The 18,539-nt window shown below is 71.9% G+C and carries 18 protein-coding genes; 8 read left to right on the forward strand and 10 right to left on the reverse strand.

Going from position 1 to position 18,539, the window contains the following annotated elements; translation table 11 throughout:
* Window positions 1–1,512 (forward strand): CehA/McbA family metallohydrolase domain-containing protein, encoded by a 1,512-nt coding sequence (locus HD601_RS12445; RefSeq protein WP_184822304.1) that lies wholly within the window; start codon window positions 1–3, stop codon window positions 1,510–1,512.
* Window positions 1,513–1,515: 3 nt separating this feature from the next.
* Here the strand turns inward: HD601_RS12445 and HD601_RS12450 are convergent, their stop codons facing one another.
* The 3 genes from HD601_RS12450 to HD601_RS12460 all read right to left on the reverse strand — a co-directional run bounded on the left by HD601_RS12450 (window position 1,516) and on the right by HD601_RS12460 (window position 4,115).
* Window positions 1,516–2,286, reverse strand: a complete 771-nt coding sequence (locus HD601_RS12450; RefSeq protein ID WP_184822306.1) for an ABC transporter permease — start codon at window positions 2,284–2,286, stop codon at window positions 1,516–1,518.
* The gene (locus HD601_RS12455) at window positions 2,283–3,263 is read right to left on the reverse strand and encodes an ABC transporter ATP-binding protein (protein WP_184822308.1); all 981 of its coding nucleotides are present in this window, start codon (window positions 3,261–3,263) and stop codon (window positions 2,283–2,285) included. The genes HD601_RS12450 and HD601_RS12455 overlap by 4 nt, the downstream gene beginning before the upstream one ends.
* Before the next feature lie 165 nt (window positions 3,264–3,428).
* On the reverse strand, window positions 3,429–4,115 hold the full coding sequence (locus HD601_RS12460; RefSeq protein WP_184822310.1) for a PadR family transcriptional regulator: 687 nt from the start codon (window positions 4,113–4,115) through the stop codon (window positions 3,429–3,431).
* A gap of 420 nt (window positions 4,116–4,535) precedes the next feature.
* On the opposite strand from HD601_RS12460, the gene HD601_RS12465 reads away from it, so the two are divergent.
* Window positions 4,536–4,946 carry an STAS domain-containing protein gene (locus HD601_RS12465; RefSeq protein ID WP_184822312.1) on the forward strand — a complete coding sequence of 137 codons (411 nt, stop codon included), beginning with the start codon at window positions 4,536–4,538 and terminating at the stop codon, window positions 4,944–4,946.
* A 399-nt stretch (window positions 4,947–5,345) separates the two neighbouring features.
* Here the strand turns inward: HD601_RS12465 and HD601_RS12470 are convergent, their stop codons facing one another.
* The 6 genes from HD601_RS12470 to HD601_RS35655 all read right to left on the reverse strand — a co-directional run bounded on the left by HD601_RS12470 (window position 5,346) and on the right by HD601_RS35655 (window position 11,298).
* A complete protein-coding gene (locus HD601_RS12470) occupies window positions 5,346–6,200 on the reverse strand; it encodes an aldo/keto reductase (protein ID WP_184822314.1) in 855 nt (284 codons plus the stop codon).
* A gap of 95 nt (window positions 6,201–6,295) precedes the next feature.
* On the reverse strand, window positions 6,296–7,123 hold the full coding sequence (locus tag HD601_RS12475; protein WP_221440885.1) for a SigB/SigF/SigG family RNA polymerase sigma factor: 828 nt from the start codon (window positions 7,121–7,123) through the stop codon (window positions 6,296–6,298).
* A gap of 374 nt (window positions 7,124–7,497) precedes the next feature.
* Window positions 7,498–7,701, reverse strand: a complete 204-nt coding sequence (locus tag HD601_RS12480; protein ID WP_069109710.1) for a cold-shock protein — start codon at window positions 7,699–7,701, stop codon at window positions 7,498–7,500.
* Window positions 7,702–7,962: 261 nt separating this feature from the next.
* Entirely contained in the window at window positions 7,963–8,640 is a 678-nt protein-coding gene (locus HD601_RS12485) for a uracil-DNA glycosylase (RefSeq protein ID WP_184822316.1), read from the reverse strand.
* Window positions 8,641–8,694: 54 nt separating this feature from the next.
* Window positions 8,695–10,296: a peptide chain release factor 3 gene (locus HD601_RS12490; RefSeq protein ID WP_184822318.1), complete on the reverse strand. Its 1,602-nt coding sequence runs from the start codon at window positions 10,294–10,296 to the stop codon at window positions 8,695–8,697.
* Between the two features lie 36 nt (window positions 10,297–10,332).
* Window positions 10,333–11,298, reverse strand: a complete 966-nt coding sequence (locus HD601_RS35655) for a DUF559 domain-containing protein (protein ID WP_184822320.1) — start codon at window positions 11,296–11,298, stop codon at window positions 10,333–10,335.
* A 403-nt stretch (window positions 11,299–11,701) separates the two neighbouring features.
* On the opposite strand from HD601_RS35655, the gene HD601_RS12500 reads away from it, so the two are divergent.
* The 3 genes from HD601_RS12500 (at window position 11,702) to HD601_RS12510 (ending at window position 13,865) form a co-directional block, all read left to right on the forward strand.
* Window positions 11,702–12,754, forward strand: a complete 1,053-nt coding sequence (locus HD601_RS12500) for an IS110 family RNA-guided transposase (RefSeq protein WP_184822322.1) — start codon at window positions 11,702–11,704, stop codon at window positions 12,752–12,754.
* Window positions 12,755–12,864: 110 nt separating this feature from the next.
* On the forward strand, window positions 12,865–13,470 hold the full coding sequence (locus HD601_RS12505; RefSeq protein WP_184822324.1) for an isochorismatase family protein: 606 nt from the start codon (window positions 12,865–12,867) through the stop codon (window positions 13,468–13,470).
* Between the two features lie 20 nt (window positions 13,471–13,490).
* Window positions 13,491–13,865: a nuclear transport factor 2 family protein gene (locus tag HD601_RS12510; RefSeq protein WP_184822326.1), complete on the forward strand. Its 375-nt coding sequence runs from the start codon at window positions 13,491–13,493 to the stop codon at window positions 13,863–13,865.
* A 7-nt stretch (window positions 13,866–13,872) separates the two neighbouring features.
* On the opposite strand, the gene HD601_RS12515 is transcribed toward HD601_RS12510, so the two are convergent.
* The gene (locus HD601_RS12515) at window positions 13,873–14,697 is read right to left on the reverse strand and encodes a helix-turn-helix transcriptional regulator (protein WP_184822328.1); all 825 of its coding nucleotides are present in this window, start codon (window positions 14,695–14,697) and stop codon (window positions 13,873–13,875) included.
* Between the two features lie 164 nt (window positions 14,698–14,861).
* On the opposite strand from HD601_RS12515, the gene HD601_RS12520 reads away from it, so the two are divergent.
* The 3 genes from HD601_RS12520 to HD601_RS12530 all read left to right on the forward strand — a co-directional run bounded on the left by HD601_RS12520 (window position 14,862) and on the right by HD601_RS12530 (window position 18,303).
* Complete coding sequence (locus tag HD601_RS12520; protein WP_184822330.1) at window positions 14,862–16,586, forward strand: protein kinase domain-containing protein; 1,725 nt, start codon at window positions 14,862–14,864, stop codon at window positions 16,584–16,586.
* Between the two features lie 93 nt (window positions 16,587–16,679).
* Window positions 16,680–17,291 (forward strand): DUF47 family protein, encoded by a 612-nt coding sequence (locus tag HD601_RS12525; RefSeq protein ID WP_184822332.1) that lies wholly within the window; start codon window positions 16,680–16,682, stop codon window positions 17,289–17,291.
* Window positions 17,292–17,295: 4 nt separating this feature from the next.
* Entirely contained in the window at window positions 17,296–18,303 is a 1,008-nt protein-coding gene (locus HD601_RS12530) for an inorganic phosphate transporter (protein WP_184822334.1), read from the forward strand.
* Window positions 18,304–18,539: the final 236 nt, after the last annotated feature.

The raw sequence follows: 18,539 nt of genomic DNA on the forward strand, positions 1-18,539 counted from the left end.
ATGAGGATCGACCGACGCACGCTGCTCGCAGGAGGCCTCGCCGCCGGCGCCGTGCTCGCACTGCAGCCGGCGCAGACGTTCGCCCAGCCGCTCTGGACCGGCCGGGCCGCCGGCGCGTCCCGGCGCTCGGCGCTGTTCCCGGGCGTGCACCTGGTCCACGGCGACCTGCACAACCACAGCCACCTCTCCGACGGCATGGGCGACCCCACGCAGCTGTACACGACGCTGCGCGCGGCCGGCATCGACGTCGCGGCGCTGACCGACCACACGGTGGGCGCGTCGGCGTTCGACCGTGACGTGTGCGCGCCCGTGCCGAGCACCGTCGGCGAGCGCAATCCGTGCCGCGAACTGTTCGGCCTCGGCGAGGACGGCTGGCAGCTGGTGCGGTCGCTGGCCGACGACGCCGACGCCCCGGCCCGGTACACGGCGCTGTCCGGGTTCGAGTGGTCCAGCCCCTACCTCGGGCACATGAACGTCTGGTTCAGCGAGGAGTGGGTCGATCCGCTGCGCACCGGCGGGCTGACGGCGGACGGCCTGGCGAGCATCGGGCTGCCGGTGGAGCTGCTGGCCGTGCTGCTGCGCACCGAGTTCGGCGCCCTGCTCACCGAGGCCGAGATCGCCGGGTTCCTCGCGTCGGTCCGCGACCAGGAGCCCGCCGGCATGCGCCGCCTGTACGACTGGATGCTGCGCCGCCCCGGACACGCGCAGGGCGGCGGCTCCGACGCACTGGTCGGCTTCAACCACCCCAACCGCGAGCCGGACGTGTTCGACGGCTTCCGCTACGACGAGCGGGTCGCCGACCGCGTCGTCAGCCTCGAGCTGTTCAACCGCCGCGACGACTACCTGTTCGAGGGCGTCCGCGACGGCATGGCGTCGCCGCTCGTGGCCTGCCTGAACGCGGGCTGGCGGGTCGGCATCATCGGGGTCACCGACGAGCACGATCCGAACTGGGGCTCGGCGGCCGGCAAGGGCCGCGCCGGCATTTGGCTGCGCACCCTGACCCGCCTCGGCGTCCGCGAGGCGCTGCTGTCGCGGCGGCTCTTCGCCACCCGCGAGGCCGGCCTGGCGCTCGCCGCGACGGCCGACGGCGTCCCCATGGGGCAGCCGGTGCCGGAGCCCACGGGCGATGTGACGTTCGAGGTGGACCTCGACCTCGGCCCGGACCTCGCCGGCACGCCGGTGACCATCCAGGTGCTGCGCCCCGGGCCGCAGGTGCCCGCCGTCGCCGACATCGTCAGCGCCACGGCCGGCGGGCCGGAGCCGATCCGGTTCAGCGTGCCGCTGGACCCGGCCGACGGCGACTGGGTGGTGCTCCGCGTCTCCGACCCGTCCCACCCGAACGACGCACCGGCGCCGTTCGAGCACCCGTGCAACGACCGCGGCCTGGCCTACAGCAGCCCGTGGTGGCTCGGCGGCGCCCGGCGCCCGGCCGCCGCCACCGTCGCGCGCGGCGCCCACCGGACCCGGCGCATGAGCGCTCACGACCTGGCCTGGTGGGGGCACGCGCACTGACGGTTACACCGACCGCTGGTAGGCCCGGAAGGCCCGGGTCGCCAGCCACGCCATGACGAGGGTCAGGGCCAGCAGCAGGCCGGCCCGGCCGAACACCGCGGACCAGTCCGGGTCGCCGAGCAGCGCGTCCCGGCCGGCCCGCGCGGCCCAGTCGACCGGGTTGTAGCGGGCGATGCTGCCGACCCAGCCGGGTAGCAGCGCCGGCGCCATCATCACCGTCGACAGGAAGGCCAGCGGCAGCGCCAGGAACTGCGACACCCCGATGAGCGACTCCTGCGACCGCAGCGTCAGCGCCACCGCGCAGGACAGCGCCGCGAAGATCACCGCGAGCAGGACGGCGCAGAGCAGCACCACCAGCACACCGGCCACACCGCCGTCGTAGCGCGCCCCGGCCAGCAGCCCTACGCCGAACACGATGAGCGACTGCACCACCGTCACGACCGCCTGGTAGGCCAGCGCGCCCGTGATCAGCGCGCCACGGCTGACCGGAGAGGTGAGGTTGCGGTCCATGACGCCGCGGTTCATGTCGTCGATGAACCCGGTGCCGGCCCACCCGGCCGACATCATCGCCGTCATGACGACCACCCCGGGGGTGAGGTATTCCAGGTAGGAGATGTCGCCGAAGCCGGGCAGGTCGGCGACCCGCTCGAACAGGGCGCCGAACAGCAGCAGCCAGACCATCGGCTGGATCAGCGTGAACGCCAGGTACACGGGCTCGCGGCGCAGGATCCGCAGCGACCGTCCGGTCAGATACAGGGCGTGGGTCGCGCTCATGCCGCCACCTCCGTCCGGTCGGCGGAGTGGAAGGACCGGCCGGCGTGGCGCAGGTACACGTCGTCGAGCGACGGGCGGGCGACGGTCACCGCGGCCAGCGGCACACCGGAGCCCTCCAGTGCGGCCAGCAAGGCGGGCAGGGTCGCGGCGCCGTCGCCCACGCGGGCGTGCAGCCGGGCGCCGTCGACCGTGATCTCGCCGACGCCGGGCACCGAGCCGACGGCCCGCCGGGCGGCGTCCTGCTGCCCCGCGTCGGCCAGCTCGACCTGGACCGCGTCGCCGTGCAGACCGCCCTTGAGCTCTTCGGGAGTGCCCTCGGCGACCACGCGGCCACGGTCGATGATGACCAGGCGGTCGGCCAGCTGGTCGGCCTCCTCGAGGTAGTGCGTCGTCAGCAGGACGGTGACGCCGTCGGCCGCCGTCACCCCGGAGATCTCCGCCCACATGTCCGCACGCGCCTCCGGGTCCAGCCCGGTGGTGGGCTCGTCGAGGAAGAGCACCCGCGGCCGGTGCATCAGTGCCAGCGCGACGTCGAGCTTGCGCTGCATGCCGCCGGACCAGGTCTTCGTGACCCGGCCCGCGGCCTCGGCGAGCCCGAACCGCTCGAGCAGCTGGTCGCCGCGGCTGCGGATGTCCGCGCGCGCCATGCCGTAGACGTGGCCCTGCAGGGTGAGGTTCTCGCGGCCGGTGGCGGTGGGGTCGAAGCACGGCTTCTGCGGCACGTAGCCGATGGCGTGGCGCACCCGGCCGGGCTCCGCCGCGACGTCCAGCCCGGCGACGACGGCGGTGCCGCTGTCGGGCGTGGCCAGCGTCGTGAGGATCTTGGTGGTGGTGGACTTGCCGGCGCCATTCGGCCCGAGCAGGCCGAACACGGTGCCGCCGGGGACCGAGAAGCCGACCCCGTCGAGGGCCCGGACGGACCTGGCGCCCTTGCCGTAGGTCTTCACGAGACCCTCGGCCTCGATGGCGTGGTGCATGGTGCTCCTTCCGATGGGAAGGAACCGGTGCCGCACGGCGTCGCCCGTATCCTTGGGAGTGCAGGATCCCGGGTCGGGGCGATCCGTCCGGTGAGTCTCCGGCTCCTGGTTTCCGATGGGCTCCCGGCCGTGGTGTTGCAGCGCCGTGGCCGGGAGTCGCGGCTTCTAGGGTTTGCGGTCGGGCTGGGCGAAGGCGAGCTCGTCGGGGAACTCCGCGGCGATCTTCGCCTCGATCTCGTCCGGCGCGACGCCGTCGGCCCGCAGCTCGTGCATGCGCCGCCACATGGCGAACCCGCCGAGGGTCTCGTCGCGCAACTCGGTGAGAAGCTGCTCGACGAAGGCGATCTCGGCCGCCTGGAGCGCGGCTGTGAACTCCGACTCGATCATGAACAGCCGCGGCAGGCCGACCGACCGCGCCTCCTCGAACATCGCCTCGACGGCCTTCTGCTGGAAGCGCAGGTTGCGCAGCCGCTGCCCGAGCAGCTCGGTGACCTGGTCGGGCGGCAGAGCGCCGGCCAGCGAGAGCGCCGCCTCGAACTGCGTGAACTCCTTCTTCGGCGTGCTCAGCAGCTCGACCAGCCAGTCGACCATGACCCGCCCGCCGGTCTCGGTGATGGCGTAGACCGTGCGCTCGGGCCGCCGGCCCTCGCGCACCGTCTCGGTGGCCTCGATGAGGCCCCGCTTCATCAGCGACTCGACGACGGAGTACAGCGAGCCGTAGTTGACCTTGATGCTGTCCTCCTTGCGCCGTTCGCGCAGGGTGGCCGACATCTCGTACGGGTGCATGGGCCGTTCCCAGAGCAGCACGAGGACGGCCAGCGCCAGCGGGTTGGACGGGCGGGTGGCGGCCATGGTGACTCCTCGATGTCGATTACTCGACTTCGAGTATTCGCTTCCGAGTGGACGGTGTCAACCTCGGCGGCGACGGGGTTAGGCTACGGTCGTGTCCAGCGACTGCGTGATCGTCACGACGACGGCGGGCAGCGAGGCGGTGACGCAGCGGCTCGCCGTAGGACAAGACGCCCGAACGACCCCCAGGGTTGCATCCCGCGTGGTACCGTCCCTTCCCCGGCACAAAGGATCTTGCTTCCCGCGGGCCGGCATGCCAGAGTGGCGTCCGCGTCATGATCCACGGGGACCTTGACAGCTCTAACGACGCTCAGTAAAGGTAGGCGTCGGATGACAACCGGCACTCCGGTGCCGACCCCAAGGAGCCAGGCGGGAACCAGGGTGGAGTTCCCGGCTTCGCGAACAGATGGTGGTGAAGCGTCCGTGAGCAACGACGTCGCCGTGCAGACCCGCGACTTCGGTGGCTGCACGATCCTGACCGTCCCCGGCGACCTCGATGCGGCGTCGGCCGACGAGATCGGCTGGGCCGCCAACTCCGTCGACAGCCGTCACGTCGTGGTCGATCTCGGCCGCGCCGGCTCGGTCGACCCGTCGGCGGCCACGGCGCTGGTGGGCCTGCACGAGCGCGTGCGGGCCCGGGGCGGCGGCGTCTGCGTGGTCACGCGCGAGATCGGCGTGCGCGCCCAGCTCGAGCGCCTGGTGCCGGGCTCGGCGCTGCGCTGCTACGACCAGATCGGCGACGCCCTCGAGGCGTCCATGTCCGACCGCGACGCGGCGCTCACCGGCCTCGGTGGTGCGGCGCTGGCCGGCCCGGCGCTGGCCGACCTGGCCTAGCGCCGCGCCGGCGCGACCGTCGCGGGGTGCGGCTTCCTGCCCTTTCGGGCGCTGACGGCCTCGCAACGGTGTGAGATCACTGCGCTGAGTGGGTGAGGAAACTGTTGCCACAGCGACAGCAGCGCCACCCAGATCACGCAGAGATCTCACATCGACCGGCTGATGCGCGCACCATCGGGCCTCACTTGCATCGGTAGCACCTCACCCGCCGAATGACCGAATGGCGGCCGGTTCGGCTCGCCATCCGGCTCTCAGGCGGGCGAGGTGCCTCCCACATGCGTCGTCGGTGTGGCGATGATGTCGTTCGGACCACAGTTCCTTCACACCATCGGCGCAGTGATCTCACACCGTTGCGATGCCGACGCAGCGTCCACGGGTCGGGGCGTCCGCGACCGGAGCTCAGTCGAGCGAGGCGAGCTCCTCGGCGGTCAGCACGAGGTCGGCCGCGGCGGCGGAGTCGCGGATCGTCTCGGGCCGGCTCGAGCCCGGGATCGGGACGACGTGCTCGCTCTTCGCCAGCATCCAGGCGAGGCACACCTGCTGCGGGCTGACGCCGTGCGCTTCGGCGACGCGCGTGAACTCGCCGTGCGCCGACCCGAGGTCGGCGGCCCGCGAGATGCCGCCCAGCGGGCTCCACGGCAGGAACGCGATCCCGAGGCGGTCGCACAGGTCCAGCTCGGGCTCGCTGCTGCGGAACCGCGGCGAGAACTGGTTCTGCACCGACACCAGCCGGCCGCCCAGGATCTCGTTCGCGAGCAGGATCTGCTCCGGGTTCGCGTTGGAGATGCCGGCCATGCGGATCTTGCCCTCGTCGAGCAGGTCGCGGATGGCGCCGACGGAGTCCGCGTAGGCGACCGTGGGGTCGGGCCGGTGGAACTGGTAGAGGCCGATCGCGTCGACGCCCAGGCGCTTCAGCGACGCCTCGCAGGCCCGCTTGAGGTAGTCCGGCGAGCCGTTCTTCGTCCACGAGCCGTCGCCGGGACGCAGGTGCCCGCCCTTGGTCGCGACCAGCACGCCGGACGTGTCGCCGCCGTAGCTCGCCAGCGCCTTGGCGATGAGCGTCTCGTTGTGGCCGACCTCGCCGGCGAGCAGGTGATAGGCGTCGGCGGTGTCGATGAGCGTGATGCCCGCGTCGAGCGCCGCGTGGACGGTCGCGATCGAGCGCGCCTCGTCCGGCCGGCCCTCGATGGACATGGGCATGCCGCCCAGTCCGATGGCGCTGACCTGAACCTCGCCGATGCGGCGGTACTGCATGGGGACCTCCGGGGGTGGGCTGCTGCCGAGCTTGTCACACGCGCGAACCGCCCCGGAGACCCGGCTCCGGGGCGGTTCGTGTGCTGATGCCAGGCTCAGGCGGCCGGGGTGCTCCCAGCAGCCTCGGTGACGCCCACCTTGGTGCGCAGCTGGCCGAGGATGCGGGCCAGCAGGCGCGACACCTGCATCTGGGTCACGCCCAGTTCCTGCGCGATCTCCTGCTGTGTCCAGCCCTTGAAGAAGCGCAGGTACAGGATCTGCCGGTCGCGGGGCTTGAGGTCGCGGCAGGCCGGGGCCAGCGCCACCACCGCCTCCGCGCGGTCGAAGCCGTCCTCCTCCTCACCGAGGGACTCGGCGAGCGGGGTCTCGTCGCCGCCGGTGCCGCGGTAGTCGATGGAGGCCACCGTGAAGCACTCGTGCGACGCGCTGGCCTCGAGGACGTCGGAGACCTCGACGCCGAGGTGCTCGGCGAGGTCCGACGGCGTCGGCGCCGTGCCCTTGGACTGCGAGATCTCCGCCGTGGCGGCGGTGATCTGCGCGTGCAGCTCCTGGACCCGGCGGGGCGGGCGGACCGTCCAGCCGTGGTCGCGGAAGTAGCGCTTGACCTCACCGGTGATGGTGGGGACGGCGAAGGAGATGAAGTCCTTGCCCATATCGGGGTCGAACCGCTTGGCGGCGTTGACCAGGCCGAGGTTGGCGACCTGGACCAGGTCGTCGCGCTCGATGCCTCGTCCGTAGTACCGCCGGGCGATCGACTCGGCGAGACGTAGATGAAGGAGTACGACCTCTTCGATGAGACGCTGCCGGTCCGCGCCGGTGGCCTTGGCCGCCTGGCGGAGGAGGTCGCTGGTCAGTTCGTGACGGTCAGCGTTCTGGTGCTGGTGCTGATGGTCGTCCGTCGTTGCGAGAACGTGGGTCTGCACGGCCTACACCTCTCCAGAATGAAGCGGATGTGGCGATTGCTTGACCACGTGCCGACTACCGAATCACAGCGGCCCGTTCGTTATCAAGCCCCTTCTGAACAGAACGGTCCGTCTGCCCCCTGGAGGGTGTGGCTCGACGGCGTTCGCGGCGGCTCTCGCGAGGCGATCGAGTACTCGCGGAGGCGCGGCGTGACGTGCGGCTAAACCCGTCGGTAACCAAGGATGTTGCAGGCAGTCGGCGGGTGGGACGGACGGTCGAAGAAATCCTTAGTGGTACGGACCACTACGCCGGCCGGTCCGCTGCGTCCGGCCCCGGACGCACCGCTGCCCCCGTGCCTGCGGGCAGGCACGGGGGCAGCGGAGTGACAGGTTGATCAGACCGGACGGACCGCGTCAGCCTGCGGGCCCTTGGGGCCCTGGGTGATCTCGAACTCCACCCGCTGGTTCTCGTCCAGCGTGCGGTAGCCGTCGGACTGAATCGCCGAGTAGTGCACGAAGACGTCCGGCTCGCCGTTGTCCTGTGCGATGAAGCCGAAGCCCTTCTCGGCGTTGAACCACTTGACGGTTCCCTGTGCCATGTGCCGTGTCCTCCTACGGGACGGTGACGAGGGCCGCACCGTGCGACCCCCGGGTTGCTGCCGCCGTCTCCCGCTACCACAGTGCTGGAGGCACAGAGAAGCGAAAAACGCCCGCGATAACATCCCACGGGCGTTCAAGGACGTGCGAGGAACTGTTACTGCAACCGCGGAAACAGTACCACCTTGGGCCCGCGCGGGGAAGCATACGATGATCGAACGCTAGTTGCACAAGTGTGTGTCCCACTTTGTGAACGGAGTACGTCAGGGCAGCTTCCAGTCGACCGGCTCGGTGCCCAGGCCCTGAAGGAGCTCGTTCGCCCTACTGAACGGCCGTGACCCGAAGAATCCGTTGCGTGCTGACATGGGGCTCGGGTGGGCCGATTCAATACATGGAACGTTACCAAGTAGTGGCCGGAGATTTCTCGCATCGCGACCCCACAAGATGGCCACCATTGGCGTTCCGCGCGCCACGAGCGCCCGGATGGCTTGCTCGGTGACTTCTTCCCAGCCCTTTCCCCGGTGCGCGCCGGGATTTCTCGGTGCGACGGTCAGAGCCCGGTTGAGCAGCAGGATTCCGTGATCGGCCCAGGGAGAGAGATCACCCGTGCTGGGAGTGGGATTTCCGAGATCGGCGGAGTATTCCTGGAAGATGTTCACCAGACTCGGCGGCAGGGGCCGCACATCGGGCGCGACGGAGAAGCTGAGCCCGACGGCGTGCCCCGGGGTCGGGTAGGGATCCTGCCCCACGATCAGCACCCGGACGGCGTCGAACGGCTGCGTGAAGGCGCGCAGCACGTGCTGCCCGGCCGGGAGGTAGGTGCGGCCGGCGGCGATCTCCGCCCGCAGGAACTCGCCCATGGCGGCGATGCGCGGGGCGACCGGCTCGAGGGCCTTCGCCCAGCCCGGATCGACGAGTTCAGAGAGCGGCCGAGCAGTCATGGCGCACACCTTATAGAAGGTGCGGACGCCCGTCAGGACCGGCGCGCAGCGGCGTCAGTCGGCGCCGGCGACGAGCGGGGTGAGGGTGACGTCGGGGTGGCGCCGCTCGACCGAGGCGAGCCGCCACTTGTCCGGGAACAACGCCAGCAGGGCGCCGTCGCGGCGCTCGGCGACCTCGACCCCGGCCTCGGCGTCGAGCACCGGCACGCCGTCGGCGTCCGTGCGCCGGGCCAGCCCGTACGGCAGGGAGTCGAGCGCGATGGGCACCCCGAACTCCTGGCCGAGCCGGGCGGTGGCGACCTCGAACTGCAGGGGGCCGACGGCGGCGAGGATCGGGGCGCCGTCGCCGCGCCGGTTGGACGTCAGGATCTGCACGACGCCCTCTTCGGCGAGCTGCTCGATGCCGCGGCGGAACTGCTTGGCCTTGCCGGTGTCGGTGGTGCGCGCGGTGACGAAGTGCTCTGGCGCGAACGACGGCATGGGCGGGAACGCGACGGGGGAGCCCTCGGCGTGCAGAGTGTCGCCGACGGTGAGCGCGTTGGCGTTCACCAGGCCGACGATGTCGCCGGGGTAGGCGATGTCGATGGTCTCACGCTCGCGGCCGAGCATGGTGCGGGCGTACTTGGTGGCGAACGGCCGGCCGGTGGCGGCATGGGTGACGACGGCGCCGCGCTCGAACCGGCCCGAGCAGACGCGCACGAAGGCCAGGCGGTCGCGGTGGGCCTTGTCCATGCCGGCCTGCACCTTGAACACCAGCCCCGAGAACGGGGCGTCGACCGGCCGCGGCTCGCCGCCGGCGTCGGGCCGCGCGCTGGGCGCCGGGGCCAGCGCGACGATGGTGTCGAGCAGCTGGCGCACGCCGACGTTGACCACCGCGGCCCCGAACATCATGGGCGTCGACCGTCCGGCCAGGAACGACTCCATGTCGACGCCGTCGAGCAGCGACACCTCGTCGAGCGCCGTCCCCCAGGCGTCGGCGTGCTGCTCCTTCGCCTCGGCGGCGGTGAGCGTGCGCTCCTCGGCGATGCGCGTGCCGCCGGGTGCCCGCTCGAACGTCGTCATGGTCTCGTCGTCGCGGTTCAGCAGCCCGTGGAACGAGCCTGCCTCGCCGACCGGCCAGTTCAGCGGCGTGGCCTTGAGCCCGATGCGCTGGTCCAGCTCGTCGACGAGGTCGAGGACGTGCATGCCGGGGCGGTCCCACTTGTTCACGAACGTCACGACCGGGACGCCCCGGTGCCGGCACACGTCGAACAGCTTCAGCGTCTGCGGCTCGAGCCCCTTCGCGGCGTCGAGCAGCATGACCGCACAGTCGACGGCGGCCAGCACCCGGTAGGTGTCCTCGGAGAAGTCGGCGTGCCCCGGGGTGTCGAGCAGGTTGACGACGTGCCCGTGATACTCGAACTGCAGCGCCGCCGACGTGACGGAGATGCCGCGCTCCTGCTCCATCGTCATCCAGTCGGAGATGGTGCCGCGCCGCCCGGCCTTGCCGTGCACCGCGCCCGCCTCGCCGATGACCCGCGCGTGCAGCGCCAGCGCCTCGGTGAGGGTCGACTTGCCGGCATCGGGGTGGCTGATGACGGCGAACGTCCGCCGCCGCGCCGCCTCGGCGGCGACGCCGGAGGCAGCAGCCGGCGACGCGGCAGAGGTGGGGGGCATGCCCACGATTCTACCGGCGCCGCCGCCTCCCACCCCTCACCCGAGTCGATCATGGAGAGATCGGGCTTCCGAGGTGCCCGGAAGGCCGATTTCTCCATGATGAACTGGGGCGGGGAGGGTGGAGCGGAGGTGGAGGTAGCGGCGGATGCGGTCGATGGTGCGTTGGGGGTGGCGGAGGATGTCGTCGGCGGTGAGGGGGATGACGATCCAGCCGGCGTCGCGGAGTTGTTCGTCGCGGTAGCGGTCGCGTTGCCATTGGCGTTGGTCGGTGCGGTGGTGGTCGCCGTCGTACTCGATGGCGATCTTCAGGTCGGGGTAGGCGAGGTCGGGGCGGGCGAGCCAGGTGCCGGTGTGGTCGGTGACGTTGACGCCGACCTCGGGGCAGGGGAGTCCGGCGTCGATGAGGAGCAGCCGGACGCGGGTCTCCATGGGCGAGTCGACGCCGGGGCGGATCAGCCGGAGGGCGTTGCGGGCAGTGACGATGCCGCGGCGGCGGGTGGCTGCGGCGATTTCGTCGTGCAGGCGTTCGGGGGTGGTCCAGCGGCGCAGCATGGCGTCGCCGAGGGTGACGAGGTCGTCGCGTCGCCAGGTGGCGGCGAGGTGGACGAAGGTGCGTTCCGGCGCGACGACGGGCAGGCCGTGGACCTCGATGACGGTGTCGGGGTCCAGGCCGACGTGACCGTCGGTCCCGGCCGGTTGGGGAACGACGGCGCCGGGCGGGACGATGACGTCGAGGTCGTCGTCGAAGCTGGGTACGGGCAGGTCGCAGAGCAGGGCGGCGGTCTCGTGGGAGAACGCGACGACGCGGGGCAGGACCAGCCGGACCGCCCGGCACCGGGTCACGAGCGCATCTGGCAGGTCCGCCGGGATCCGCACGCCATGAAACGGCCGCCGGAACCGCGGCCCGTCGAGCACGTCGACCGGCAGCCCGGCGGCGGTCGCGTCGGCGACGCGGAACGGCCGCGAGCAGAACGGCTCTGGGATGACGGGTCGGCGTGGCACCGCCCGATCATCGCCCGAACCGGCGAACCACCCTGAAGGTTATCCACAGCCCCTCCCCGTCGCCCGCTCCACCCCCGGTTGATCATGGAGAAATCGGGCTTCCGAGGCGACCAGAAGGCCGATTCCTCCATGATCTCTCTGTCAGGATCGGTTGTGCCGGGGTGCTGCTCGACGGGGCGGTGTGCCGGTGTGGGCGCTGGGTGACTCATCCATGATCTGTCCCGGCTGGTGGCCGGTGGCTTGGTGTTGACCTGTCCATGGTGCTCACAAGGGGGCGAGGGCCCGGCCGGGAGTGACTTGATAGAAGCCTGGGGTTCACGGCCCCAAGAGAGGTATGTCCACCCGGTCCGGGTCCTCGCGACACGTTGCCCGTCACAGGCTTGCGAGCAGAAACGGACACCTCATGGTGACAGTGGGGATCGACCCGCACAAGCAGACCCACACCGCGGTGATCATCGACGAAGCGGGCCGGCGGGTCGGGACGCCGCTGACCGTCGACGATGATCCGTCTTCGGTCGCGAAACTGCTGGCCTGGGCCGGGCGGCGCGCCGCCGGCCGGGCGGTGACGTGGGCGATCGAGGACGGCCGCGCCCTGGCGCGGCGCCTGGCGTCGGCGCTGGTTGCGGCCGGGCAGGTGGTGGTGTGGGTGCCGGTCCGGTTGATGGTCGCCGAACGCCACCACACCGGCCCGCGGGGCAAGTCCGACCCGCTCGACGCGCTCGCCGTCGCCAAGGCCGCACTGAACCCGGACAACGCCCGCTACCTGGCCACCCACCGTGTCGACGACCCCGGCGCACAGCTGGCGCCGCTGGTCGAGCACCGCGACCAGCTGGTCGGCGAACGGACCCGGCTGATCAACACCATGCGCTGGCGGCTGCACCAACTCGCCCCGGGCCTGGAACCGACGACGCTGACCACCCTCAAGGCGCCCCGCGAGCTGGCCGCCCGGCTCGAGGAGTTCCCCGACACCCCGCTGCGGCGAGTACTGCTGGCCAACTGCCACCGCCTCGAGACCCTCACCAGCGACATCAACGAACTCACCCGCGAACTAGGCGAACACACCCGCCGCGTCTGCCCGAACCTGCTCGCCATCCCCGGCGTCGGGCCCGTCGTGGCAGCAACCATCCTGGCCGAGCTCGGCGACCCCACCCGCATCCGCAACGGCGCCGCGCTGGCCCGCCTGGCCGGCACCGCCCCGATCCCGGTCTGGAGCTCCGACACCGAACGACACCGCCTGGACCGCGGCGGCAACCGACGCCTGAACAGAGCCCTCCACACCATCGCCAGAACCCAAGCCCGAAGCCACCGCCCGGCTCAAGCATTGATCGCCAAACACCAGGACACGAAGGGCAAACGCGGCGCGATACGAGTGCTCAAACGCCACCTCACCAACGTCATCCACCGCGCACTCCGCCACGACATCCCACCCACGACCTGCCAACCATCAGCAGCTTGACATAGAAGCGTCAACTCGGATGGGGGAGGGCGGGGCGGTGACGGGATGTGGAGGTAGGTCGGCGCGATCGCGCCTGGGCAACGGCAGCCGGGCGGCGCAGCATCGGTGACATGAGCAGAGCACTTCTCGTCATCGACATCCAGGAGTCGTTCCGGCAGCGGGCCAGCTGGGAGCTGATCTCCGACCCCGACGTCGCGGGGAAGGCGGCCGCGTTGGTCGGGCACGCCCGCGCGAACGGCGACCTGGTCGTCTGGGTCCTGCACAGCGAGCCCGGCACCGGCACCGTCTTCGATCCCGAGCTGGGGCATGTCCGGCTGCAGCCCGGTCTGGACCCCGCGCCCGGCGAGCCGGTGCTGACCAAGACCTCGCACAACGCGTTCACCACCACCAACCTGCAGCAGCTGCTGACCGAGCGGGGTATCCGCGAGGTGGTGGTCAGCGGCATCAGGACCGAGCAGTGCTGCGAGACCACCGCCCGCCTGGCCAGTGACCTCGGCTACCGGGTGACGTTCGTGATCGACGCGACGGCGACCAACCCGATCGAGCACCCGGAGGCGCCGGCCGGGCGCGACAACGCCGAGATCGTCGCCGACCCGCGCACGCTCCAGGTGGCCGACGTCCTGACGCGGACCGAGTATGCCCTGGCCGGCCGGTTCGCGACGGTCGTGCGCGTGGCCGACGTCGTGGGCGAGGCACGAACCGCCGTGACGGTCTGAGACGTGCCAGGCTGGCGGCCATGGACAGAGCACGGGTCGAAGCGTGGATCGAGGCCTACGAGCTCGCGTGGCGCACGCCCGGCGTCGAGGCGCTCGGCGACCTGTTCGCCGACGGCGCGAGCTACTCGCAGGGTCCCTACCGCGACCCCGTCGTCGGCCTGCCGGCGATCGGGCGCATGTGGGAGGCCGAGCGGGCCGGCCCTGAAGAGGTGTTCCGCATGGACACCGAGGTGGTCGCGGTCGACGGCGACACCGCGGTCGTGCGGGCCGAGGTCTGGTACGGCGACCCCGTGAGGCAGGAGTACCGCGACCTGTGGATCGTCCGCCTGGACGACGGCGGGCGCTGCACCTGGTTCGAGGAGTGGCCGTTCGCCCCGCCCCGCCGCCGCGACTGAGCCCCCACTAGTCCTCCGCAGCGGCGTCCTCGATCGGGCCGGGGCGGAAGATCTCGCGCACGTCGCGCGGGTCGAAGGTCTCGTGCGTGGGCTGCGCGGCCGACACGTGGTCGAGCTGGAACCAGCGCCCGGTGTCGGTCTCGCGGCTCCACGCGAGGAAGAACCAGACGCCGCGCGAGTGCGCGAACCCCAGCGGCTCGACCTGCTCGGTGATGGCCGGACCGTCGGCGGGCGCGTAGTCGAGCAGGACGACGCGGTGGTCGCGGATGGCGTCGGTGAGGGCGGTGCGGACGGCGTCGTCGTGCGGCGGCACCGGCTCGCCCGGACGGATCCAGATGCGGTCGGCGACGGCGGTGACGTCGGCCCGGCGGTCGGTGGCGACAGCCCGCAGCACCTTCGCGGCGGCGGACGACGCGGCGGCGGCGTAGGGCTGGTCGGGCACGGACTGCAGCCCGATGACGATGGCCAGCGCCTCGTCGGGCGTGAGGCTCAGCGAGCGCTGCCCGGTCTGGTCGATGACGTAGCCGCCCTGCGGCCCGCTGGAGGCCCGGATCGGCACGCCCGACTGCTGCAGCGCGATGACGTCGCGCTTGACGGTGCGGGCGGAGACGCCGAGCCGCTCGGCCAGCCAGGACGACGTGCGGCCCTGGCGCCCCGCGGCGTGCAGCTCGCGGGCGAGGTGGTCGAGGCGGCTGGTGCGGTTGGTCCGGCCACTGGCGGGGTCACCCGCCGGGGTCGGGGTCTCGGCCGAGCCCGGCCGGCGCATGCGCGGCAGCCGGGACGGCACGTCGGTGGTGTCGTGCTGAGCCGTCGCCTGGCCCTGGCTGCCCATCGCCGGTCCTCCCCGAGGCCGGTCCCTTCGGCCCGGCCGCACCCCCATGATCCATAGTGATCGTGTTGGGTCATAGCAAAGCACGCCGCAGGCCCGTTGGCGTGGTGCTCGCCCGGCGTGGCTCGCGAATGCCTCACCAGGCCGTCGTCGGTTACCGTCTACCTGTGGATGCGAGGCCGGCCGAACTCACCCACATCGGCCCATACCGAGTGCTCCGGCAGATCGGTGAGGGCGGCATGGGGGTGGTCTATCTGGCGACGGCTCCCGACGGGCGGCCGGTGGCGGTCAAGACCCTCCGGCCGTGGCTCGTCGGAGGCACCGACGGCCGGCGCCGGTTCGAGCGCGAGGTCACCACGCTCACCCGGGTCCGCGGCGCGCGGGTGGCCGAGGTCCTCGACGCCGACGTGGCGGCGGACCCGCCCTACATCGTCACCCGGTTCGTCGACGGCGTCCCCTTGAGCACGTGGGTGGCCGAGCACGGACCGCTGGCCGACGGCGACCTGAAGATCCTGGCGCACGGCCTGCTCGAGGCGCTGACCTCGGTGCACGCGGCCGGCGTCGTGCACCGCGACATCAAGCCCGGCAACGTCATGCTGGCGCCGGGCGGGCCGGTGCTCATCGACTTCGGCATCGCGCACGCCACCGACGACACCCGGCTCACCGCCACCGGCCTGATCTCCGGCACGCCCGGCTACTTCGCCCCTGAGACCATCCTCGGCCGCGACCCGACCTCGGCGACCGACGTCCACGCGTGGGCGGCCACGCTGACCTACGCCGCCACCGGCCGCGCGCCCTACGGCAGCGGCCCCGACCTCGCCCTCGTCGACCGCATCCGGCGCGGCGAGCACGACCTCACCGGCGTCGCGCCCTGGCTGGCGACGGTGCTCGACGCGGCCCTGCACCCCGATCCGGCCCGCCGGCCGGGCGTCGACGGCGTCATGCGCTCGATCGGCCCGGTCGAGCCGCCGACGGTCGCCACGCCGCCCGCCGTCACCGCTCCGACCGTCGCCGTCCCGCCGCACGCCGCCCCCACCGTCGCCGCGCCTGCCGGCCCCGCCGCGCGATTGGCGCCGGCCCTCGACGACACCGCCGTCATCGCGCCCGTCCCGCCGCCCCCGCTGGCCGAGCCGCCCACCCCGCCGGCCTACGTCGCGCCCACTCGCGTCCAGCCGCCGTTGCGGCAGGGGTTCCCGCCGCCACTGCCCGGCTACGAGCAGCGCAACCGCGAGCAGCGGGCCCGCCAGCACCAGCCCCAGCAGCCGCCGAAGCCGTCGCCGCTGGCCGTGCCGCCGCCGCGCCCGGGTGGAGAGTCGATCGCCCCGGGCAGCTGGCGGTCGCGGGTGGCCATCGGACTGGGCGGGCTGCTGCTGTTCTTCCTCATCGCATCCGCGCCGTACGCGGGCGCCGTCGCAGCCCTCATGATCCTGCTGACCGGCCGCATCGTCTGGCGCATCCAAAGGCGGCTGTTCGAGCGGCGCGAGGCGCGCGGCGCCCAGCGCAACGACTCGGTCGTGGCGGCCCTGGCCGCGCCGTGGGACGTGCTCGCCGCGGCCGTCCCGTGCCTGGCCCAGCTGCTGGTGGCGGCCGTGGGTGCCGCGCTGGTGGGCGGCATCCTCGACCTGCTCGACGCCGGCGGGGCGCGGACGCCGTCCATCGGAGCGGCGGTCGTGGCGACGTGGCTCATCTGGCGGGGGCCCGGGACGGTGCGCAGCCGCCACGGCATCCGGTCCATGCTGGCGCCGCTGGACCGCTCGCGCGATCTCGCCTGGGTGGTGCTCGGGGCGCTGTTCATCCTGGTGTGCGGTGCGGCGCTGGTCTTCGACTCCTTCGGAGCCGGTTGGTGGCCCGCCGACTACTCCTTCACCGACCTGAACCGCTGGCGCGGCTGAAGATCCACTGGTGAACAGGGGTGCGTGTGACGCGTCACAGACTGTTCACCGTTTAGCATTCGAGCGTTCGCCTACGTCCGACTGAGGAGTTTCGTGCGCTTTTCTCCGCGAGACAACGCCTTCTTCGACCTGTTCGCCGCCGACGCACACAACCTGCGCGACGGCGTTCGGCTGCTGTCCGAGGCGCTCGCGTCCGACGCGGACCGGGCAGCGCTCGCCGTCGCGCTCAAAGAGGTCGAACACCAGGGCGACGAGCACACCCACGACATCATCCGGCGGGTCAACTCCACGTTCGTCACGCCGTTCGACCGCGAGGACATCTACCGGCTGGCCAGTGCGCTCGACGACGTCCTCGACGACGTCGACGCCGCGGTGGACCTCATGGTGCTGTACCGCGTGGGCGACCTGCCGTCGGGCGTGGGCGACATGGTCGACGTCCTCGACCGCGCGGCCGAGCTGACCGCCGAGGCGATGCCGCGGCTGCGGTCGGCGTCGGAGCTGACCGACTACTGGATCGAGGTCAACCGGCTGGAGAACCAGGCCGACCAGGTCTACCGGCGGCTGCTCGCGCGGATCTTCTCCGGCGAGTACGACGCGCTGACGGTGCACAAGCTCAAGGACGTCGTCGACACCCTCGAGTCCGCCGTCGACGGGTTCGAGACGGTCGCGAACATCGTCGAACAGATCGCCATCAAGGAGTCGTGAGCGAGTGGAGCTCGCGCTCATCCTGACGGTGATCGTCGTCGCGCTGTCGTTCGACTACACCAACGGGTTCCATGACGCCGCCAACGCCATCGCGACCTCGGTGTCGACCCGCGCGCTGACGCCCCGCGCGGCGCTGCTCATGGCCGCGTCGATGAACCTCATTGGCGCCTTCCTCGGCACCGGCGTGGCCGAGACCGTCGGCTCCGGCATCATCGTGGCGCCGACGGGCGACAGCGGACTGCTCGTCGTGCTCGCGGCCCTGGTCGGCGCCATCGTCTGGAACCTCATCACCTGGTGGTTCGGGCTGCCGTCGTCCTCGTCGCACGCGCTCATCGGCGGCCTCGTCGGCGCGGCCATCGCGTCGGCGAACACGGTGCAGTGGATGGGGATCTTCGAGAAGGTCGTCATCCCGATGGTGCTCTCGCCGATCGTGGGGTTCCTCCTCGCGTTCCTGGTCATGCTGGCGATCCAGTGGATCTTCCGGCGGGCCAACCCCGGCCGGGTCAACCGCGGCTTCCGCATGGCACAGACGTTCAGCGCCGCGGCCATGGCGCTGGGGCACGGCCTGCAGGACGCGCAGAAGACCATGGGCGTCATCACGCTCGCCCTGGTCGTCGGGCAGTACCAGACCGGCTTCGAGGTGCAGTGGTGGGTCATCGTGCTGGCGGCGACGGCGCTCGCCGCGGGCACGTACGCCGGCGGCTGGCGGATCATGCGGACGCTGGGCCGGCGCATCGTCCACCTCGACCCGCCCATGGGCTTCGCGGCCGAGTCGGTCGCGGCCAGCGTCCTGTACACGACGGCGTTCGCCTACCACGCGCCGATCTCGACCACCCAGACCATCACGTCCGCCGTCATCGGCGTGGGCTCGACGAAGCGGCTCTCGGCCGTGCGCTGGGGTGTCGCCGGGAACATCGTCACCGCCTGGGTGCTGACCATCCCGATGGCCGGGCTGGCGGCGGCGATCTGCTACGGGCTCCTGCATCTGCTGCCGGGCCTGCGCTCCCTCTGACGCGTCCACGCTCGGCGGTGGGGTGCTGACGTGGGTCGGGCCCTGCTGTCTCGATTGTCGAGGGCGCGGCGGCGCGCCTCAAGTCTGCACGCGGTTGTGGTTGCTTCGCCGCTGTGGTGGGGGCGCTTGACTTGACCCGCGCCGCCGCGCCCTCGCCTTTCACAGCACCAGCGCCCCCTCCCCGGAATGGACCCGGCCCTCAGACCCGCCGTGCTCCTGTTCCGCTGGCCGCTCAC

It is taken from the genome of Jiangella mangrovi, assembly GCF_014204975.1.
GTDB classification, from domain to species: Bacteria; Actinomycetota; Actinomycetes; order Jiangellales; family Jiangellaceae; genus Jiangella; species Jiangella mangrovi.

What these genes read in the sequence shown, in the direction of transcription:
- HD601_RS12445 (WP_184822304.1), top strand. Translation starts at nt 1, where the DNA reads ATGAGGATCGACCGACGCACGCTGCTCGCAGGAGGCCTCGCCGCCGGC.
- HD601_RS12450 (WP_184822306.1), bottom strand. Translation starts at nt 2,286, where the DNA reads ATGAGCGCGACCCACGCCCTGTATCTGACCGGACGGTCGCTGCGGATC.
- HD601_RS12455 (WP_184822308.1), bottom strand. Translation starts at nt 3,263, where the DNA reads ATGCACCACGCCATCGAGGCCGAGGGTCTCGTGAAGACCTACGGCAAG.
- HD601_RS12460 (WP_184822310.1), bottom strand. Translation starts at nt 4,115, where the DNA reads ATGGCCGCCACCCGCCCGTCCAACCCGCTGGCGCTGGCCGTCCTCGTG.
- HD601_RS12470 (WP_184822314.1), bottom strand. Translation starts at nt 6,200, where the DNA reads ATGCAGTACCGCCGCATCGGCGAGGTTCAGGTCAGCGCCATCGGACTG.
- HD601_RS12480 (WP_069109710.1), bottom strand. Translation starts at nt 7,701, where the DNA reads ATGGCACAGGGAACCGTCAAGTGGTTCAACGCCGAGAAGGGCTTCGGC.
- HD601_RS12485 (WP_184822316.1), bottom strand. Translation starts at nt 8,640, where the DNA reads ATGACTGCTCGGCCGCTCTCTGAACTCGTCGATCCGGGCTGGGCGAAG.
- HD601_RS12490 (WP_184822318.1), bottom strand. Translation starts at nt 10,296, where the DNA reads ATGCCCCCCACCTCTGCCGCGTCGCCGGCTGCTGCCTCCGGCGTCGCC.
- HD601_RS12500 (WP_184822322.1), top strand. Translation starts at nt 11,702, where the DNA reads ATGGTGACAGTGGGGATCGACCCGCACAAGCAGACCCACACCGCGGTG.
- HD601_RS12505 (WP_184822324.1), top strand. Translation starts at nt 12,865, where the DNA reads ATGAGCAGAGCACTTCTCGTCATCGACATCCAGGAGTCGTTCCGGCAG.
- HD601_RS12510 (WP_184822326.1), top strand. Translation starts at nt 13,491, where the DNA reads ATGGACAGAGCACGGGTCGAAGCGTGGATCGAGGCCTACGAGCTCGCG.
- HD601_RS12515 (WP_184822328.1), bottom strand. Translation starts at nt 14,697, where the DNA reads ATGGGCAGCCAGGGCCAGGCGACGGCTCAGCACGACACCACCGACGTG.